The sequence below is a fragment of the Rhizobacter sp. P3_C12 genome (genome assembly GCF_056402735.1).
Genome location: NZ_JBFUGW010000151.1, coordinates 1 through 15,545 on the forward strand (window position 1 = coordinate 1; position 15,545 = coordinate 15,545).

The following is a 15,545-nucleotide window of genomic DNA, read 5'->3' on the forward strand; positions in this document are numbered from 1 at the left end:
CCGTAGCGGTGCGGTTGCAGCAGCCCGGCCGACGGCCAGCGGCTCAGCCGGAAGCTGCCGGTGGCCCAGGGCTGGCGGCCGCCCGCGGTGGCCGGCACCATCGGCGCCGGGGCCGCGGCGGGCAACTTCGGCAGCAGCTTGTCTTCGACCGCGAGCAGCGCATCGACGAAGGCCTCGTACTGGAGCGGTCGGGTCAGCACCCGGTGGCCGTCGGCAGGGGAAGCTGGAAGGGAGGTACCGGGCCCGTCGACCAGTTGCAGCTGGGAGACCGGGTCGTCGAGCAGGCCGGGGATGGTGGTGGGTTCGTCGCCGCCCAGCAGCAGCAGGTGGGCTTCGCCGGTGGTCGAGACCTGCCAGTCGCAGCGCAGCCGGCCCTGGGCCAGCCGCAGGAACACCTCGACCTTCAGCATGTCCTGCACGTTCACGGACTGCGCAAGCACGCTGAGCCGTCGCCGCCCCGTCGTCGCTGATGTCACTGGATTCACCTCTGCTGTATTCGAGACCGCCGAAGGAAACAAATCGTAACCAGGCTTTGTCGTCAAATAATGCAGAACCCGTCCTCAAAGGAGGAGGGGTGGATCGGGCGGGATCAGCCCAGTGCGAGGCGCGCGAGCCGATATCCCAGGCCGGCGCAGGCCAGCGAGCCCAGCACGTGGGCCAGCGTGTGGCCCGCCGCGAGCACCCATTCGTCGCGCTGGATCAGCGCGAGCGATTCGCCGGAGAACGACGAGAAGGTCGTCAACCCGCCAAGGAAGCCGGTCACCGCCAGCAGCCGCAGCAACTCGTTCGGGCTGCGCTGGAACCAGTACAGCGCGATGCCGATCAGCAGCCCGCCGGCACAGTTGACGAGCAGCGTGCCGAGCGGAAAACCCGCCCACTGCGCGTTCAGCCACAGGCCAGCCCACCAGCGCAGCAGCGCGCCGAAGACGGCGCCGGTGGCAACCGCGAGCACCTGCAACCAGGTGATTCCCGCCCCCACGCCGGCCGTCATGGCGCGAGGTTTCCGCTCGCGATGCCCCAGCGCTGCAGCGCGGCATCGTCGTGGCTGCGGGCATCGACCCAGCGCGCGCCCTGCGGCGTGTGCTCCTTCTTCCAGAACGGGGCTTGCGTCTTCAGGTAGTCCATCAGGAACTCGCAGGCCTGGAAGGCCTGGCCGCGGTGCGCCGACGTGACGGCCACCAGCACGATCTGGTCCTGCGCGTCGAGCACACCGACGCGGTGGATCACGCGGGCAGCGCGGATGTCGAAGCGGGCCAGCGCCGCATCGATCATCGCGTCGATCGAGGTCTCGGTCATGCCGGGGTAGTGCTCCAGCTCCATGCGGCTCACGTCGGTGCCGTCGCTGCGGTCGCGCACCGTGCCGACGAACGCGACCACCGCGCCGACGCCGCCGTCACCGGCGCGCAGGCGGGCCACCTCGGCGCCGAGGTCGAAGTCGTCGGTCTGGATCGAGACGCGCGTGGAGCCCATCTCAGCCTCCGGTCACCGGCGGAAAGAAAGCCAGCTCGGCGTTGTCGTGCAACGGCGCGGCTTCGTCGCACAGCACCTGGTCGAGGGCGCTGCGCACGGCCCTGGTTCGTGCCAGTGCCGTTGCGTGACGCTCGTCGCGTGCGATCAGCGCATCGCGCGCCGCGGCCACGTCGACGCCGTCTGGCAGCTCCAGCGTCTCGCCACTGCCCAGCGATTCGCGCAGCGATGCGAAATAGCGGATGCGCAGCTTCATGCGAGCAGCTCCGAGAACGGGAGGTACTGAACCGTGTCGCCCGCCGCGATCGCCTGCCCGGGCGGGTTGTCGACGAGGCCGTCGCCCCACACCGCCGAACTCAGCACGCCCGAGCCCTGGTTCGGGAACAGCGCCAGCCCACCCTGCGCCGTGCGGCGCACGCGCAGGAACTCGCGGCGCCTGTCCGGCTTCGGCCACGCAAAATCGGCCCGCATCGGCACACCGGCCGGCAGCCCGGCCGCCGCGCCTTGCAGCCGCAGCAGCACCGGGCGCACCGCGAGCACGAAGGTGATGAAGCTCGACACCGGATTGCCCGGCAGGCCGATGAACCAGGCCTCGCCCGCGCCGGCGGAAGCGCCACGCCGCACGCTGCCGAACGCGAGCGGCTTGYCCGGCTTGAGCGCGATCTGCCACAGGTCGAGCCGCCCTTCGGCTTGCACCGCAGGACGCAGGTGATCCTCTTCGCCGACCGACACGCCGCCGCTGGTGACGATCAGGTCATGCCCTTGCGCGGCCCGCACCAGCGCGTCGCGCGTCGCGTCGAGCCGGTCCGGCACGATGCCGAGGTCGGTCACCTCGCCGCCCAGCGCCTGGATCAGCGCGCGCAGCGTGTAGCGGTTGGAGTTGTAGATCGCGCCGGGGCGCAGCGGCTCGCCCGGCATCACCAGCTCGTCGCCGGTGGAGAACAGCGCGACGCGCGGCCGGCGCATCACCGCCAGCGTCGCCGCCCCGACCGAGGCCGCCATGCCGAGCGCCTGCGGCGTCAGGCGCAGGCCCTGCGTCAGCACGGTGCTGCCCTCTTGCACGTCCTCGCCGCGGCGGCGCACCCACTGCCCGGCCCGCGGCACCTCGTTGATGCGCACCTGGTCGCCGAGCGCCTCGCACTGCTCCTGCATCACGACGGCATCGGCGCCGGGCGGGATCGGCGCGCCGGTGAAGATGCGCGCCGCCGTGCCCGGCTGCAACTCGGCCGGCACGCGGCCGGCGGGGATGCGCTGGCTGACCGGCAGCAGCGTGCCGACGGCCGGCACATCGGCGCTGCGCAGCGCGTAGCCGTCCATCGCGGTGTTCGCGAGCGGCGGCACGTCGAGCTGCGAGCGCACGTCGGCGGCCAGCACGCGGCCGAGCGCGTCGAAGGTCGACAGCGTCTCGATCTCGCCGGCCGGCAGCGGCTGCACCGCGGCGAGCAGGCGTGCCAGCGCGTCGTCGAGCGACAGCAGCGCTGCCTTGGCGCGATCAGGGGATGGCGGGGAACTGGTAGTCATAGCGCGAAGCATCGGCGAGCAGGAACGCGGCTGCTGCGGCAGGGTCATTCAGGTCGAGCACCGGGCGCGAGGTCGGCTCGGGCAGGCGGTCGGCGCTGTCGGTCGCGATCGCGACGATGAAGGGATCGGTCGGGTAGTTCGCCTGCTTGCCGGTCGCGGCGCGCCAGACCTCGATCTTCGGCAGGTCGGCATGCTTGAAGCCCTCGACCAGCACCCAGTCGCATTCGACCAGCTCGGCGATCAGCTGGTGCACCGTCGGCTCGGCCAGCTGCTCGTACTCGCGGATCTTGGCAAGCCGCCGGTCGGAGGCGATCACGATCTCGAACGCGCCGGCCTGGCGGTGGCGGTACGAATCCTTGCCCGGCTGGTCGATGTCGAAATCGTGGTGCGCGTGCTTGACCACCGACACGCGCTGGCCCGCCGCGCGCAGCAGCGGGATCAGCTGCTCGACCAGCGTGGTCTTGCCGGAGCCCGAGTAGCCGCTGAAGCCGATGACTTTCATCGCGCCGCTCAGACGTGGGCCGTGACGCGTTGGGCGATGTATCGCTTGACCGCCTCGGCATCGACCGGCATCACCTCGAAGCGCTTCGGCAGGTCTTCGATGCCTTTCAGCTGGTACGGCCGGGCCGGCTGGCGGTTCAGCGCCTCGACGATGGTCTCGGCGAACTTGGCCGGCAGCGCGGTCTCGAGCACGATCATCGGCACCGCCGGGTCGAGGTGCTCCAGCGCGACCTTCAACCCGTCGGCGGTGTGCGTGTCGATCATCGCGCCGAAGCGTTCGTACGCGAGGCGGATCGTCGCGAGGCGGTCGGCATGCGTGCTGTGGCCCGAGACGAAACCGTCGGCGGCGATGCGCGCGAACTCTTCGGGCGTGATCGAGAAGCGGCCGTGCTGCTCGAGCGCGGTCTTGAACAGCGCGCGGGTGCGCTCGCCGTCGTGGCCCAGCAGGTCGAACACGAAGCGCTCGAAGTTCGAGGCCTTCGAGATGTCCATCGACGGGCTCGAGGTCTCGAAGGTCTCGCTGCCGGCGCGCACGCGGTAGGTGCCGGTGCGGAAGAACTCGTCGAGCACGCGGTTCTCGTTGGTGGCCAGCACGAGCTGCTTGATCGGCAGGCCCATGCGGCGCGCGACGTGGCCGGCGCAGATGTTGCCGAAGTTGCCCGACGGCACCGCGAAGCTGACTTCCTTGGCGCCATCCCGCGTGGCCTGCAGCCAGCCGGCGAAGTAGTACACCACCTGCGCCAGCAGCCGCGCCCAGTTGATGGAGTTGACGGTGCCGATGCGGTGCGCGCGCTTGAACGCCAGGTCATTGGACACCGCCTTGACGATGTCCTGGCAATCGTCGAACACGCCTTCGATCGCGATGTTGTGGATGTTCGGATCCTGCAGGCTGAACATCTGCGCCTGCTGGAACGGGCTCATGCGGCCGTGCGGGCTCAACATGAAGACGTTGATGCCCTGCTTGCCGCGCATCGCGTGCTCGGCGGCGCTGCCGGTGTCGCCCGAGGTCGCGCCGAGGATGTTCAGCGTCTCGCCGCGGCGGCCCAGCTCGTACTCGAACAGGTTGCCGAGCAGCTGCATCGCCATGTCCTTGAAGGCGAGCGTCGGGCCGTTCGACAGGCCTTGCAGGTACAGGCCGGGGCGCAGTGCGGTGATCGGCGCGATCTCGACGCTGTTGAACACCTCCTGCGTGTAGGTCTTCGCGGTCAGGCGGCGCAGGTCGGCGGCCGGGATGTCGTCGACGTAGAGCGACAGGATCTCGAAGGCCAGCGCGTGGTACGGCAGCTCGCGCCAGCGCGCGAGCGTCGCGGCGTCGACCTGCGGGTAGTGCATCGGCAGATAGAGCCCGCCGTCGGGCGCGAGGCCCTCGAGCAGGATGTCGGAGAAGCCGCGCTGGGTGGCATCGCCACGGGTGCTGATGTATTTCACGGGGAGGGCGGGGAAGATGGGGCTGTGGGTGGAGCGTTGGATGGATTGTCGCCGTTCAGCGCGGCGAGCCAGTCGCGGTAGCGGTCGACTTCGGGGAAACGGTCGACCAGGCGTTGGCAAATGGTGAGGCTTTCGGCGCGTTCGGCCTCGCCGCCGCTTGGCAGATGAGAGAGGCTGTTCAGCGAGGCAAACTGACGCTCCAGCGTCTCAGGGGTCTCGCCAGCACGCTTCGCCAGCTCTCGGCTCAACATCAAGGCTTCGCGGAAGCTGGCTTCGGCACGCGGCCAGTCACCCAGTTCCGCCGTCAACCGGCCGAACTCATTGAGCGCCACGCTCACGTCGTCGATGGCCTCCACCCCTGCGTCAGGGGATTTCATCAAGTCGCGGCCGAGGGTCAGGCTCTCGGCGTAGAGCGCCTCCGCCTGGCGAAGATCGCCGGCCGCCCGAAGCACGTCAGCCAGATCCCCCAGTGCCACGCCGAGGTGACGCAACGAACGGTTGGTGGGTCCGGAATGCCTGAGCGCATGCCGTGCCAGTTCCAACGCTTCGCGATAGCCTGCTTCGGCATGCGCCCAATCCTTGCGTTCGAATGCGAAGCGCGCGACGTTGCGCAGCGAGATCGCCAAGTCGCGCAGTGCGTCGGACGTATCGCCAACGCGTTGACGGATGGCCCGCACCAAGGCCAGGCTCTCCAGAAAAAGTTCTTCGGCCAACACGGGCTGCCCCAGCTGCTTGGCAATCTCAGCCCGCCGATCGAGAGCCACGCACACATCGCGCAGCGCTCTCGGGGAGTCCGGTGACCAGCCTGCCAGCTGGCGAGCCAGTCCGAGCGCTTCGCCACAAGCCCCCTCGGCCCGCGCCCAGTCGCCTTGCGATTCAGCCAGCCGCCCGATGTCGTCGATCGCGACCATCAGATCGCGCAACGACGCCGGGCTGCCTCCTGCGCTTTCGACAAGCTCCCGCCGCACTTGCAATGCTTCGTCGAAGGCACTCGCCGCCTCATCCCATGCACCTTGAGACATCGCGGTCTGGCCGACGCTGTGCAGCGAAGCGCTGAGATCGCGAAGACGCTGCGGCGTCTCGCCGAAGCGCTCCAGCAATTCGCGCAACACCTGAAGACTCTCGCGATGGGCCGCCACGGCGGTGGCGACATCGCCCCGAGCGATGGCCAGCCGGCCCAGGTTGTCGAGGCTGTGCGACACGTCATACAACGGCTGGGCAGCATGCTCGAAGCGCTGCACCGCTTGACGGGACAGCGCAAGGGATTCCCGATAACTGTCTTCCGCCGCGGCCCACCGCCCCTGCTCGCCGGCGACATCGCCGATCTGGTTGAGCACGACAGCCAGCCTCCAAAGACTTTCCAGCGTCACGCCCTCGTTCAGTGTCGTGCGCGCCAGATCCAGCGCCTCGCCGAATGCAGTGGCAGCCTCTGTCAGGCGACCCTGCGCCACATCCACCCGACCCTGGTCCTGCAACGAACGCATCAACTCGCGCCGCAGGACCGGGTTCGCACCATCGCCCCACATCAGTTCCCGGCGCAGTGCCAGCGCGCCACGGCAGGCGGCAGCTTCGGCCTGCAAATCGCCAGCAGCCCGCGCCACGTCGCCCACGGCGCCCAGCGCATCGGCCCATTCGCGTGCGGCGGCCAGCGACGGCCTCGCCTGTTGCTTCTCTCGCGCCAGTTGCTCCGCAGCCGCGGCGACTTCAGCTGCATCAGCCGGTCGCCCCACCCTCAACAGTTCCTGCACGGCGCGCAGAGCCGTCGGCAAATAGACCGGCGCACCGTCACCCTGCGCTCGCAATCGACACCACTCGTCGTAGGCGGGCACGACCGCATCGGCGGCGAAGGCGTGCTGCACGGCGTCTGTCGAACCGCCCTGCGGCGCCGGTGGCGCGACCGGAGCCGCCGTCCGCAACTCCTCGCTCAACGCACGCACATGCCAGATGTCCGGCGCAATGCTGCGCGCGGCGGGCCGGAAATCCGCCGGCAGCACCAGCACCAAAGGACAAGCCATGCGCTGTTCCAGCAGGAAGCGTCGCTCGTTCAGCCGCGCCAGGAACACCAGACGGGCGCGGTTCCAGGCCTCGTCACCCGGATGGCGCTGTACGGCAAACCACAATGCGCCCGCCCCACCCTGCGCGCCGGTACACACATCGACCAGCGCATCGACGACCGCCTCCGGGTGCTGCACAAAGCTGTCATCGGCGGCATGCTGGCGCACCGGTCGCCCTTGCAGCGTCAGGCGCCGGTTCAACCACTCGACCATCTGGACCGATGGCCCGACATCCGCGAACAGGAACACCAGAGAGAAGCCCTCTGCCTGCCACTCCAGATGCCGCAGCAGATTGACGGCGATCCGCTCGGTCGCGGCGTCAAGCTCCAGCGTTGCCATGCYGGTCGACCACGTCCCGCAGCAGCGGGTGGACGTCATACCAATCGCTGCCGTTGCGATAGTTCAACACCAGGCGGTTGTCCAGGAAATGCGCCAGCACCGGCAGGTCCGCATCTTTTTCGAGGCACGTGTCATGCGTCTTGGTGATGCGCTGCAACCATGCAAGATGATCTGCCGGGATGGGCAGCATCTCGTTTCGGGCAGCGTTCTCCGCCGGCAGGACGGCCTCGACACTCAACGGCAACTCGCTGTCATCGCGAACGGCGGGCAGGCACAGCCGGATCAGACGGAAGAACTCGCGCAGGTCGCCACCTGAACTCATGGCCAGCTTGTCGAGCGCCTCGGTACTGAAGAGAGTGTTCCACCCTGGATAACGGGCAGCGATCACCTGGCGCAAGACGGCCAAACCGTTGTCATCCGCCTCACGGCAGCGGTCCTTGAAGATGTGCGTGCTGACCAGACGCCTCGCCACGGCGCCACCCATCAGCGTGCCCGCACCGGCCGCCAGCACCGACAGGTAGGGCGGAATCGTGTAGACGATGTGCAGGACCGGCACGCGCAGATGTTCTGCATGACCGAAGAAGAGGTTGCGCACGCTCTCGTACACCGCCATCGCCTCGCTGCCGACACCGCGAATGCGCTCGACAGAGTCGATCAGCAGCACCACCTTGAGATGATGGTCCTTCTCTTGCTGGCGAACGAAGTCCACCGATTCAGCCAGGAACTGGTGAGCATCGCCCACCAGTTGGGCCACGTGCCCGCGCGCCGCTTCCTGAACGCGCCGCTTGAAATCCGGATCGCTCTTCAAGGCCGCCTTGATGTCGACGACCCCCAGCTTGGTGCTGAACTCCTTCAGCTCCACCGTGGTCTGCAGGAACTGCTTGAACCGATCCCAGTAGCTGCGATCGCCCGGTGATTTGCCGTACCGCTGCGTGACTTGCTCCGACATCGCACCGGCGACTGCCACCAGAAAGTCGCTGATCTCGACCTCCTTCGTCAGCAGGATGAACTCCGCCAGGTCGGCATAGAACACCACGGCGCCAAGCGTCTCCAGCTTCTTCTTCAGCCGCTTCAGTTCGGTACTCTTGCCCGTGCCACGCTGACCGGTGAACAGGCAGACACCGCCGCCCTCCTGCCAGTCGATCTCGGTCGCAATCTCTTCGACGGCATCGGCGCCCGACTGATTGACCTGCGCCACATACACCGGATCTCCAGGCTCCAGCACGCGGTCGGCGAGCGCGTTGTAGAAGGTCTTGAGTTGGTCTCGGGTGTTGCTTGTGGGTGCCATCAGTCGGTCTCCATGCTCCGGTGCACCACGGTCGGGGAGTCAGTGTGGCACAGCCCCTGGCTCAGCTCAGCTCTTCCTTGCGGATGCGCACGATCGGCGACAGCACCGTGGGCAGCGCCTGCATCTGCGCAAGCGCCTTGTTCATCTCGCCCTCGACGGTGTCGTGGGTCAGGATGATCACGTCGGTGTGGGCCTCGCCTTCGGCCGACTCGCGCTGCAGCAGCGCGTCGATCGAGATCCCGTGCTCGGCCAGGATGCCGGTGATGCGCGCCAGCACGCCGGCCTGGTCGGCCACCTGCAGGCGCAGGTAGAACGACGTCACGACCTGTTCCATGCCGAGGATCGGCGTGTCGGTGAGCTGGTTCGGCTGGAAGGCCAGGTGCGGCACGCGGTGGTCCGGATCGGCGGTGTGCAGCCGGGTGATGTCGACCAGGTCGGCGACCACGGCGGAGGCGGTCGGCTCGGAGCCGGCGCCCTTGCCGTACGACAGCGTCGTGCCGACCGCATCGCCGTGCACGACGACGGCGTTCATCGCGCCCTCGACGTTGGCGATCAGCCGCTTCGACGGCACCAGCGTCGGGTGCACGCGCAGCTCGATGCCGGCGTTCTTGCCGAGGTCATCGCGCCGCTTCGTGATGCCCAGCAGCTTGATGCGGTAGCCGAGCTGCTCGGCGTAGGTGATGTCGGCGGCCTGCAGCTTCGTGATGCCCTCGATGTGGGCACGCTCGAACTGCACGGGCGTTCCGAACGCGATCGCGCTCATGATGGTCAGCTTGTGCGCGGCGTCGACGCCCTCGATGTCGAAGGTCGGGTCGGCTTCGGCATAGCCCAGGCGCTGCGCCTCCTTCAGCACCGCGTCGAAATCGAGGCCCTTGGCCCGCATCTCCGACAGGATGAAGTTGGTGGTGCCGTTGATGATGCCGGCGATCCATTCGATGCGGTTGGCCGACAGGCCCTCGCGCAGCTGCTTGATGATCGGGATGCCGCCGGCCACCGCGGCCTCGAAGGCCACCATCACGCCCTTGGCGTGCGCCGCCGCGAAGATCTCGGTGCCGTGCACCGCGAGCAGCGCCTTGTTGGCGGTGACGACGTGCTTGCCGGCCGCGATGGCTTCCATCACCAGCGTCTTCGCGATGTCGTAGCCGCCGATCAGCTCGACGACGATGTCGATCGCCGGGTTCGCGATGACCTCGCGCGCATCGGCCACCACCTTCGCCGCGTCACCGACGATGCCGCGCGCCCGCTCGACGTTGCGTGCCGCCACCATCGTGATCTGAATGCTGCGGCCGGCGCGACGCCGAATTTCCTCCTGATTGCGCTGCAGCACGTTGAACGTGCCGCTGCCGACGGTACCGAGGCCGAGCAGACCGACTTGGATGGGTTTCATGGTGGGAGAACGCCCGATGCGGGCTGGTTGAGGAATCGGTGCAAAAAGAAATCAGTGCGAATGACGCTTGCGGTAGTGGTCGAGGAAGCGCGCGATGCGGCCGATCGCGTCGGAGAGGTCGTCGGAGTTCGGCAGGAACACCAGCCGGAAGTGATCGGGCTGCAGCCAGTTGAAGCCGGTGCCCTGCACGATCAGCACCTTCTCGTCGGCCAGCAGGTCGTAGGCGAACTGCTGGTCGTCGGCGATCGGGTAGAGCTTGGGATCGAGGCGCGGGAACATGTACAAGGCCGCCTTCGGCTTCACGCAGCTGACGCCGGGGATCTGCGTGAGCAGCTGGTGCGCGAGGTCGCGCTGGCRGCACAGCCGGCCGCCGGGGGCGACCAGGTCCTTGATGCTCTGGTAGCCGCCGAGCGCGGTCTGGATCGCGAGCTGACCGGGCGTGTTGGAACACAGGCGCATCGACGCGAGCATGTTCAGCCCCTCGATGTAGTCGCGCGCATGGCGCTTCTCGCCGGAGACGATCATCCAGCCGGCCCGGTAGCCGCAGGAGCGGTAGTTCTTGCTGAGGCCGTTGAAGGTGACGAACAGCACGTCGGTCGCGAGCGACGCGATGCTGGTGTGGGTGTTGCCGTCGTACAGCGTCTTGTCGTAGATCTCGTCGGCGAACACGATCAGCTGGTGCTGGCGCGCGACCTCGACGATCTCGCGCAGCAGGCTGTCGGGGTACAGCGCGCCGGTCGGGTTGTTCGGGTTGATCACGACGATCGCCTTGGTGTTCGGCGTGATCTTGGCCTTGATGTCGGCGATGTCGGGGAACCAGTCGCTCTGCTCGTCGCAGACGTAGTGCACCGCGGTGCCGCCCGACAGCGCCACCGAGGCGGTCCACAGCGGGTAGTCGGGTGCCGGCACCAGCACTTCGTCGCCATCGTTGAGCAGCGCGTTCATGCTCATCGCGATCAGCTCGGAGGCGCCGTTGCCGAGGTAGACATCGTCGACGGTGACGCCGGCGATGTTCTTCTCCTGCGAGTAGTGCACGACCGCCTTGCGCGGCGCGAACAGCCCCTTCGAATCGGTGTAGCCGGCCGAATGCGGCAGGTTGCGGATCATGTCCTGCACGATCTCGTCGGGCGGCTCGAGGCCGAACACCGCGAGGTTGCCGATGTTCAGCTTGATGATCTTCTGGCCCTCTTCCTCCATCTGCCGGGCCTTCTCGAGCACCGGCCCCCGGATGTCGTAGCAGACGCTGGCGAGCTTGCTGGACTTGGTGATGGGTTTCAACGGGGGCTCCGGCGGGGTCAGGAGAGCGGAATTTTGGCACAGCGCTGCTGCGTGGACGGTCATAGCAGGCTTTCGTCCGCATGGTCGCCATGACGCGAGGAGTCTTCTTCGTTCATCGTGCCCGTTGGCATCGAGTCACCCCCTGCGCTGTCGCCTCCACCACTCTTGAAGGTGCTCGCGATCTCATGCCGCTTCCCCAGTCCCTCAAGAATCCTTCGCTCCCGTGGTGTCGGAGGCGTCGCCGTCAAGTCCGTCGATGAACCCTGGGCGATGAACATCGTGCTCAACCGCGTGACGGTATCGGGATGGGCAGTGCCATCCGGATCGGCCAGGTAGTTGGCGCTGCGCGCGCGAGCGCCGCCGGTCGCCGCATTGAACAAGGACCCGACGATGAGGAAGAATGCTTCGACACCGGGATGGCCGAGCCGGTTGCACAGCGTTGCCAGCGCACCGAAGGCATCGTTGCCGGTCGCCGCCGTCGCGATCCTGGCCGAGGCGTTCTGCACGACATGCCGGCGAAACTGCAGCAGGCCATCCTCATCGCCCACGACACACGGCTGGCGATCGACGGCACAGACCAGCGGTTGATCCGGTGGCGATTCGAGCCCCACCAGAGCGGGACACCACTCCACCAGCTTGCACGCGAGGTCCGGCCAGAAGCCGTCCAAAGCCTCGTTCACAGGTCCGTAGACGCTCTTGAACTCGATGCCGATCGCCTCGCGGGCAAGGCAGGTCCTCAACTGGATCAGTGAAATCAGGCTCTTGCCGAAAGCCTGCCCGACCCCCAGCGTTCCCGCTGACGACACGGCATAGAGAACGTCCCGCAGCAGCCACACCCGCCTCTGCTCGTCGTCCGTCAGCTTGATGAACTCCTCCTTGCCCTGCGAGTTGATGATGCAGCGGCACAACGAGAGCCCGGAAGTCCATCGGCTTCGTGAGCCGGACTGCAGCAGGTCGCGGAACGGACGCGCGACCAGCCCGGTGATCTGCGCCTGCACGGGGATCAGCGCGCATCGGAAGGCGTAGTCGATCAGCTCGCCCGACATCTGCGTCGCTGCCTTGATCTCGCATTGGCTGGCGTTCGGCGACAGCATGCTGCTCTGCCAAGGCTCGGGCTCGTAGGCCGACGTACCGTTGCCTTCCGAGCCGCCTTGCGATGATCGCGCCTGGGCATCGAAAGACGCCAGACCGAACAGGAAGAAGCTGACCGGCAATACCCACGGCAGGATCAACGACGTCCAGCGCATCAGGTTGAAGCATTTCGCCTGGGCGTAGCGGCCGAGTTGTGCGTCTGCCGGCGGGCGGAACGCCTGCGTGTTGACGATCTCCTTCTGGAAGAACCGGTCAACCCCGATGAACGCCAGGCCCACGGCCAGACCCAGGATCGTCACCGGCGGCCAGGCATGCCCGTCGACAGCGCCGAGAAACGCCTCGATGGCGGAGGCGATCGCCCACGACGCGAACAGCATTGCAATCCAGTGGCAGCTCCCCTCACGCACGCCATTCAGGGCAGATCGCAACACCCACGGCATGCGCTCGAACGACGGCGCAGTCACGGGGATGTCGGGTGATGGCTCCTGGTGACCGATGCCGCCACCCTCCGACAGCATCGAACCGATCTCGTCCTCGACCTGAGAGAGAAACGGCTCGCGCAATTGCGCCAGGAGATCCATCACGGCCTGGTAGACATCCCGTGGCAACTCATCGGATTGGAAAAGAGAAACCACCTGGCATTGCGCCAGCAAATGGATCGACAACATGCCCAGCGACTCTCTCGGCATCCTGTTTTCGACACACAGGACGACCAGCTCCTTGAGCGCCGCGCGCAGATCCTGGCCGCGTCCTTCCATTGCACAGCCAGCCGCGTGGGTCAGCAGGATCCTGCTGTCGCGTTGCAAGTCCTCCGATGGAGCCGCAACGCCTTTTCCCACGCGGAGCCAGTCGCAGGCCACCGGCATCATTTCCCGCTTGCGCAGGCGCTTGAGCTGCTTGATGGCAGCCGTCAGCGCAGCACGCATGTTGCGATTCGGGGCTGCGGTCGGTTCGAGCGCTTCGGTCAGCTTCGAGTGCAGTTCATCAAGCACTTCCTGGTCCTGCCCGGGAAGCGCCGCCAGCAATTCGCACACGGCACGCTTGACGCTCCTTTTGCCCGACCTGCCTTGCGCCGCCAGGAAGTCGACGCCGCCCTCGTCCAGATCCGCCAGACGCTGCAGCAGCGCCTCGCCCGGACTTCCCGCGAGTCCCGGCAGGCCATGGCCCTTCGCGACGTCTTTCCTGCCAACGACCGCTGAATCGGGCACGCACCGCCCCTCCATCAGGCTGAGGAGCCGCCCCCAATGTGCGGCTTCTTGCTCCAGGTAGCGCTTCGAGCCGGTGTTGCCCACCAACTGCTCCTTGAAGGCGGAGTCGGCGGAAAGCGGAGGAGAAGATGCCCTGTGCCCTTGGGCGACAGTTCTGCTCGGTGCCTGCATGGTGCCCTCCGTCGTTCAGATGCGCTGATGCATAGGCAGATCGGCAGGTCTTGCCTGCTGCGGTCCGGCCCCACCCCGGGCGCCGTCGTCCAGCAATCCGTGGTGTCGCCAATGCAAAGCGAGTTCGGTCGCCGCTCGCAAGCTGCGCACGACAGCGTCGGCCTGGATGGCTCCGAGATCACCGTCGATGACACACACCGCACGGCCGGAATCCGGATCGATGCCCAAGGTAGTGCCTCGCTGCTGCAGCATCAACACGAAGTTCAACTCCAGCATCCGTGTCAGCACGTCCTCCAACCTCGGCGCGGCCGGGGCACCCGGATCCCCGAGGTCGCATTGCATGCGCATGCGCCGTGGATCGACCAGCGGGTCGTACAACAACGAGAAGCTGACGCCGTCCAGCTCGACCTCGGAACGAGCAGCCATTCCTTCCTCGACGACCCAGCCGGCCGGAAGCATCAGACCAAGGCGCTGGTGCACGCCTCGCACCAGCGACGCAAAGACGCCATGCATGTCCATCGACATTTGAAGAAGCCCTTCCTTTGGGAGGTTGTGGGTGACGACCCCTTGGTAACGGAAAAGCGCGGGCTGCACCATCTGCGGCGAAGATGCCGACATCTTGATTTCAGATATCGGATACACCATGTGAAAGAATTCGTTGACCTCGCCCCCACGCATCCGACAGCTCGAACCGCCCATGAAACTCCAACCCGATCGCATCGAAGGCGTCAATGCCATCTCCGGCCTGATCCCCGGGGCCGTCTCGATCAACGGCCTCGTGCACCGGCGCAGCATCGTCGTGCCGTGGCAGGGCGAGGTCGTGGAATGGAACGTGGAGCGCTTCGACGAACTCACCGCCGAGCACTTCGGCGTGATCGCGGCGCTGTCGCCCGAGCTGGTGATCTTCGGCAGCGGCGAGCGCATCCGCTTCCCGTCGCCCGCCTGGCTGCGCCCGCTGATCGAGCGGCGCATCGGCATCGAGACGATGGACACCGCGGCGGCCTGCCGCACCTACAACGTGCTGGTCTCCGAAGGACGCCGCGCGGTGGTCGGCCTGCTGCTGGGCAGCTGATACCCGGCCAGAGCGCCATGGCCGTGGCCTTATAATCTACGGCTACGCCTCCCGCGGCGCAACTCCCCAGAATTCTTCATGACGCCAGCCCTCAACAAACCCCTCCCGGAATTTGAAGCGCTCGCAACCGGTGGCGTGAAGTTCACGCCCGCCGCCTTCGCGGGGCAGATCGTCGTTCTTTACTTCTACCCGAAGGACAACACGCCCGGTTGTACCACCGAGGCCATGCAGTTCCGCGATCGGCACAAGGATTTCGTCAAGGCCGGGGCGGTGGTTTTTGGCGTCTCGCGCGACAACATGAGCTCGCACGACAAGTTCAAGCAGAACCTCGAGCTGCCGTTCGAGCTGATCGCCGACACCGAAGAGAAGCTGTGCCACATGTTCGGCGTCGTCAAGAACAAGATCATGTACGGCAAGAAGGTCAAGGGCATCGAGCGCAGCACCTTCCTGATCGACGGTGAAGGCGTGTTGCGGGCCGAATGGCGCGGCATCAAGGTCGCGGGGCACGTCGACGAGATCCTGAAGGCCGTCAAGGGCCTGAAGAAGGCGGCCTGAAGCAGGCCGGCTGGTCCGGCAAATCCACGATGACGGGAGTTGTGTTGAGGTGTCATCGCGGATGTGCATAATGGGCCATGCCTGTGAGTTGTGAATCCAGACAGCCAAACATCAAGCCGCTCGGGCAACCGCGCGGCTTTTTTGTTGCCTGCCCTGTCGTCGCCCCCTTCGCCACCTGACACAC

At 66.9% G+C, this 15,545-nt stretch carries 15 protein-coding genes; 2 read left to right on the plus strand and 13 right to left on the minus strand.

The genetic code is table 11. From position 1 onward, the window contains the following. The 13 genes from AC1DXV_RS21170 to AC1DXV_RS21230 form a co-directional block, all read right to left on the minus strand. On the minus strand, nucleotides 1-440 hold a 440-nt coding region (locus AC1DXV_RS21170; RefSeq protein WP_477935395.1), incomplete at its 3' end, for a hypothetical protein. Between the two features lie 149 nt (nucleotides 441-589). Beyond that, nucleotides 590-991 (minus strand): fluoride efflux transporter CrcB, encoded by a 402-nt coding sequence (gene crcB / locus AC1DXV_RS21175; protein ID WP_477873956.1) that lies wholly within the window; start codon nucleotides 989-991, stop codon nucleotides 590-592. Further along, on the minus strand, nucleotides 988-1,470 hold the full coding sequence (locus AC1DXV_RS21180) for a molybdenum cofactor biosynthesis protein MoaE (RefSeq protein ID WP_477873954.1): 483 nt from the start codon (nucleotides 1,468-1,470) through the stop codon (nucleotides 988-990). Before AC1DXV_RS21180 ends, crcB begins: the two co-directional genes overlap by 4 nt. A 1-nt stretch (nucleotide 1,471) precedes the next feature. Beyond that, a complete protein-coding gene (locus AC1DXV_RS21185) occupies nucleotides 1,472-1,723 on the minus strand; it encodes a MoaD/ThiS family protein (RefSeq protein ID WP_477873952.1) in 252 nt (83 codons plus the stop codon). Beyond that, a complete protein-coding gene (locus AC1DXV_RS21190; protein WP_477935397.1) occupies nucleotides 1,720-2,988 on the minus strand; it encodes a molybdopterin molybdotransferase MoeA in 1,269 nt (422 codons plus the stop codon). The genes AC1DXV_RS21185 and AC1DXV_RS21190 overlap by 4 nt, the downstream gene beginning before the upstream one ends. Then, complete coding sequence (gene mobB, locus AC1DXV_RS21195; protein ID WP_047511998.1) at nucleotides 2,960-3,490, minus strand: molybdopterin-guanine dinucleotide biosynthesis protein B; 531 nt, start codon at nucleotides 3,488-3,490, stop codon at nucleotides 2,960-2,962. Before mobB ends, AC1DXV_RS21190 begins: the two co-directional genes overlap by 29 nt. Nucleotides 3,491-3,498: 8 nt before the next feature. Further along, nucleotides 3,499-4,917 (minus strand): threonine synthase, encoded by a 1,419-nt coding sequence (gene thrC / locus AC1DXV_RS21200; protein WP_477935399.1) that lies wholly within the window; start codon nucleotides 4,915-4,917, stop codon nucleotides 3,499-3,501. Beyond that, nucleotides 4,914-7,310, minus strand: coding sequence for a tetratricopeptide repeat protein (locus tag AC1DXV_RS21205; RefSeq protein WP_477935401.1), 2,397 nt, complete (start codon nucleotides 7,308-7,310; stop codon nucleotides 4,914-4,916). Before AC1DXV_RS21205 ends, thrC begins: the two co-directional genes overlap by 4 nt. Next, nucleotides 7,291-8,598, minus strand: a complete 1,308-nt coding sequence (locus AC1DXV_RS21210) for a hypothetical protein (protein ID WP_477935403.1) — start codon at nucleotides 8,596-8,598, stop codon at nucleotides 7,291-7,293. Before AC1DXV_RS21210 ends, AC1DXV_RS21205 begins: the two co-directional genes overlap by 20 nt. 61 nt (nucleotides 8,599-8,659) lie before the next feature. Further along, the gene (locus tag AC1DXV_RS21215) at nucleotides 8,660-9,985 is read right to left on the minus strand and encodes a homoserine dehydrogenase (RefSeq protein WP_477843212.1); all 1,326 of its coding nucleotides are present in this window, start codon (nucleotides 9,983-9,985) and stop codon (nucleotides 8,660-8,662) included. A gap of 51 nt (nucleotides 9,986-10,036) precedes the next feature. Further along, complete coding sequence (locus AC1DXV_RS21220) at nucleotides 10,037-11,263, minus strand: pyridoxal phosphate-dependent aminotransferase (protein ID WP_477935405.1); 1,227 nt, start codon at nucleotides 11,261-11,263, stop codon at nucleotides 10,037-10,039. 59 nt (nucleotides 11,264-11,322) lie between these two features. Next, nucleotides 11,323-13,647: a hypothetical protein gene (locus AC1DXV_RS21225; protein WP_477935407.1), complete on the minus strand. Its 2,325-nt coding sequence runs from the start codon at nucleotides 13,645-13,647 to the stop codon at nucleotides 11,323-11,325. 102 nt (nucleotides 13,648-13,749) lie between these two features. After that, nucleotides 13,750-14,433, minus strand: a complete 684-nt coding sequence (locus AC1DXV_RS21230) for a type III secretion system chaperone family protein (protein WP_477935409.1) — start codon at nucleotides 14,431-14,433, stop codon at nucleotides 13,750-13,752. On the opposite strand from AC1DXV_RS21230, the gene AC1DXV_RS21235 reads away from it, so the two are divergent. After that, entirely contained in the window at nucleotides 14,432-14,806 is a 375-nt protein-coding gene (locus tag AC1DXV_RS21235; RefSeq protein WP_477866771.1) for an Mth938-like domain-containing protein, read from the plus strand. The two genes, AC1DXV_RS21230 and AC1DXV_RS21235, sit on opposite strands and share 2 nt — an antisense overlap. Nucleotides 14,807-14,884: 78 nt before the next feature. Beyond that, nucleotides 14,885-15,361 carry a peroxiredoxin gene (locus AC1DXV_RS21240; protein WP_047511976.1) on the plus strand — a complete coding sequence of 159 codons (477 nt, stop codon included), beginning with the start codon at nucleotides 14,885-14,887 and terminating at the stop codon, nucleotides 15,359-15,361. The last annotated feature ends 184 nt before the right edge of the window (nucleotides 15,362-15,545 follow it).

Coding starts and splice junctions, on each gene's coding strand:
- crcB (WP_477873956.1), bottom strand. CDS start 991: ATGACGGCCGGCGTGGGGGCGGGAATCACCTGGTTGCAGGTGCTCGCG.
- AC1DXV_RS21180 (WP_477873954.1), bottom strand. CDS start 1,470: ATGGGCTCCACGCGCGTCTCGATCCAGACCGACGACTTCGACCTCGGC.
- AC1DXV_RS21185 (WP_477873952.1), bottom strand. CDS start 1,723: ATGAAGCTGCGCATCCGCTATTTCGCATCGCTGCGCGAATCGCTGGGC.
- mobB (WP_047511998.1), bottom strand. CDS start 3,490: ATGAAAGTCATCGGCTTCAGCGGCTACTCGGGCTCCGGCAAGACCACG.
- AC1DXV_RS21205 (WP_477935401.1), bottom strand. CDS start 7,310: ATGGCAACGCTGGAGCTTGACGCCGCGACCGAGCGGATCGCCGTCAAT.
- AC1DXV_RS21215 (WP_477843212.1), bottom strand. CDS start 9,985: ATGAAACCCATCCAAGTCGGTCTGCTCGGCCTCGGTACCGTCGGCAGC.
- AC1DXV_RS21235 (WP_477866771.1), top strand. CDS start 14,432: ATGAAACTCCAACCCGATCGCATCGAAGGCGTCAATGCCATCTCCGGC.
- AC1DXV_RS21230 (WP_477935409.1), bottom strand. CDS start 14,433: ATGGGCGGTTCGAGCTGTCGGATGCGTGGGGGCGAGGTCAACGAATTC.
- AC1DXV_RS21240 (WP_047511976.1), top strand. CDS start 14,885: ATGACGCCAGCCCTCAACAAACCCCTCCCGGAATTTGAAGCGCTCGCA.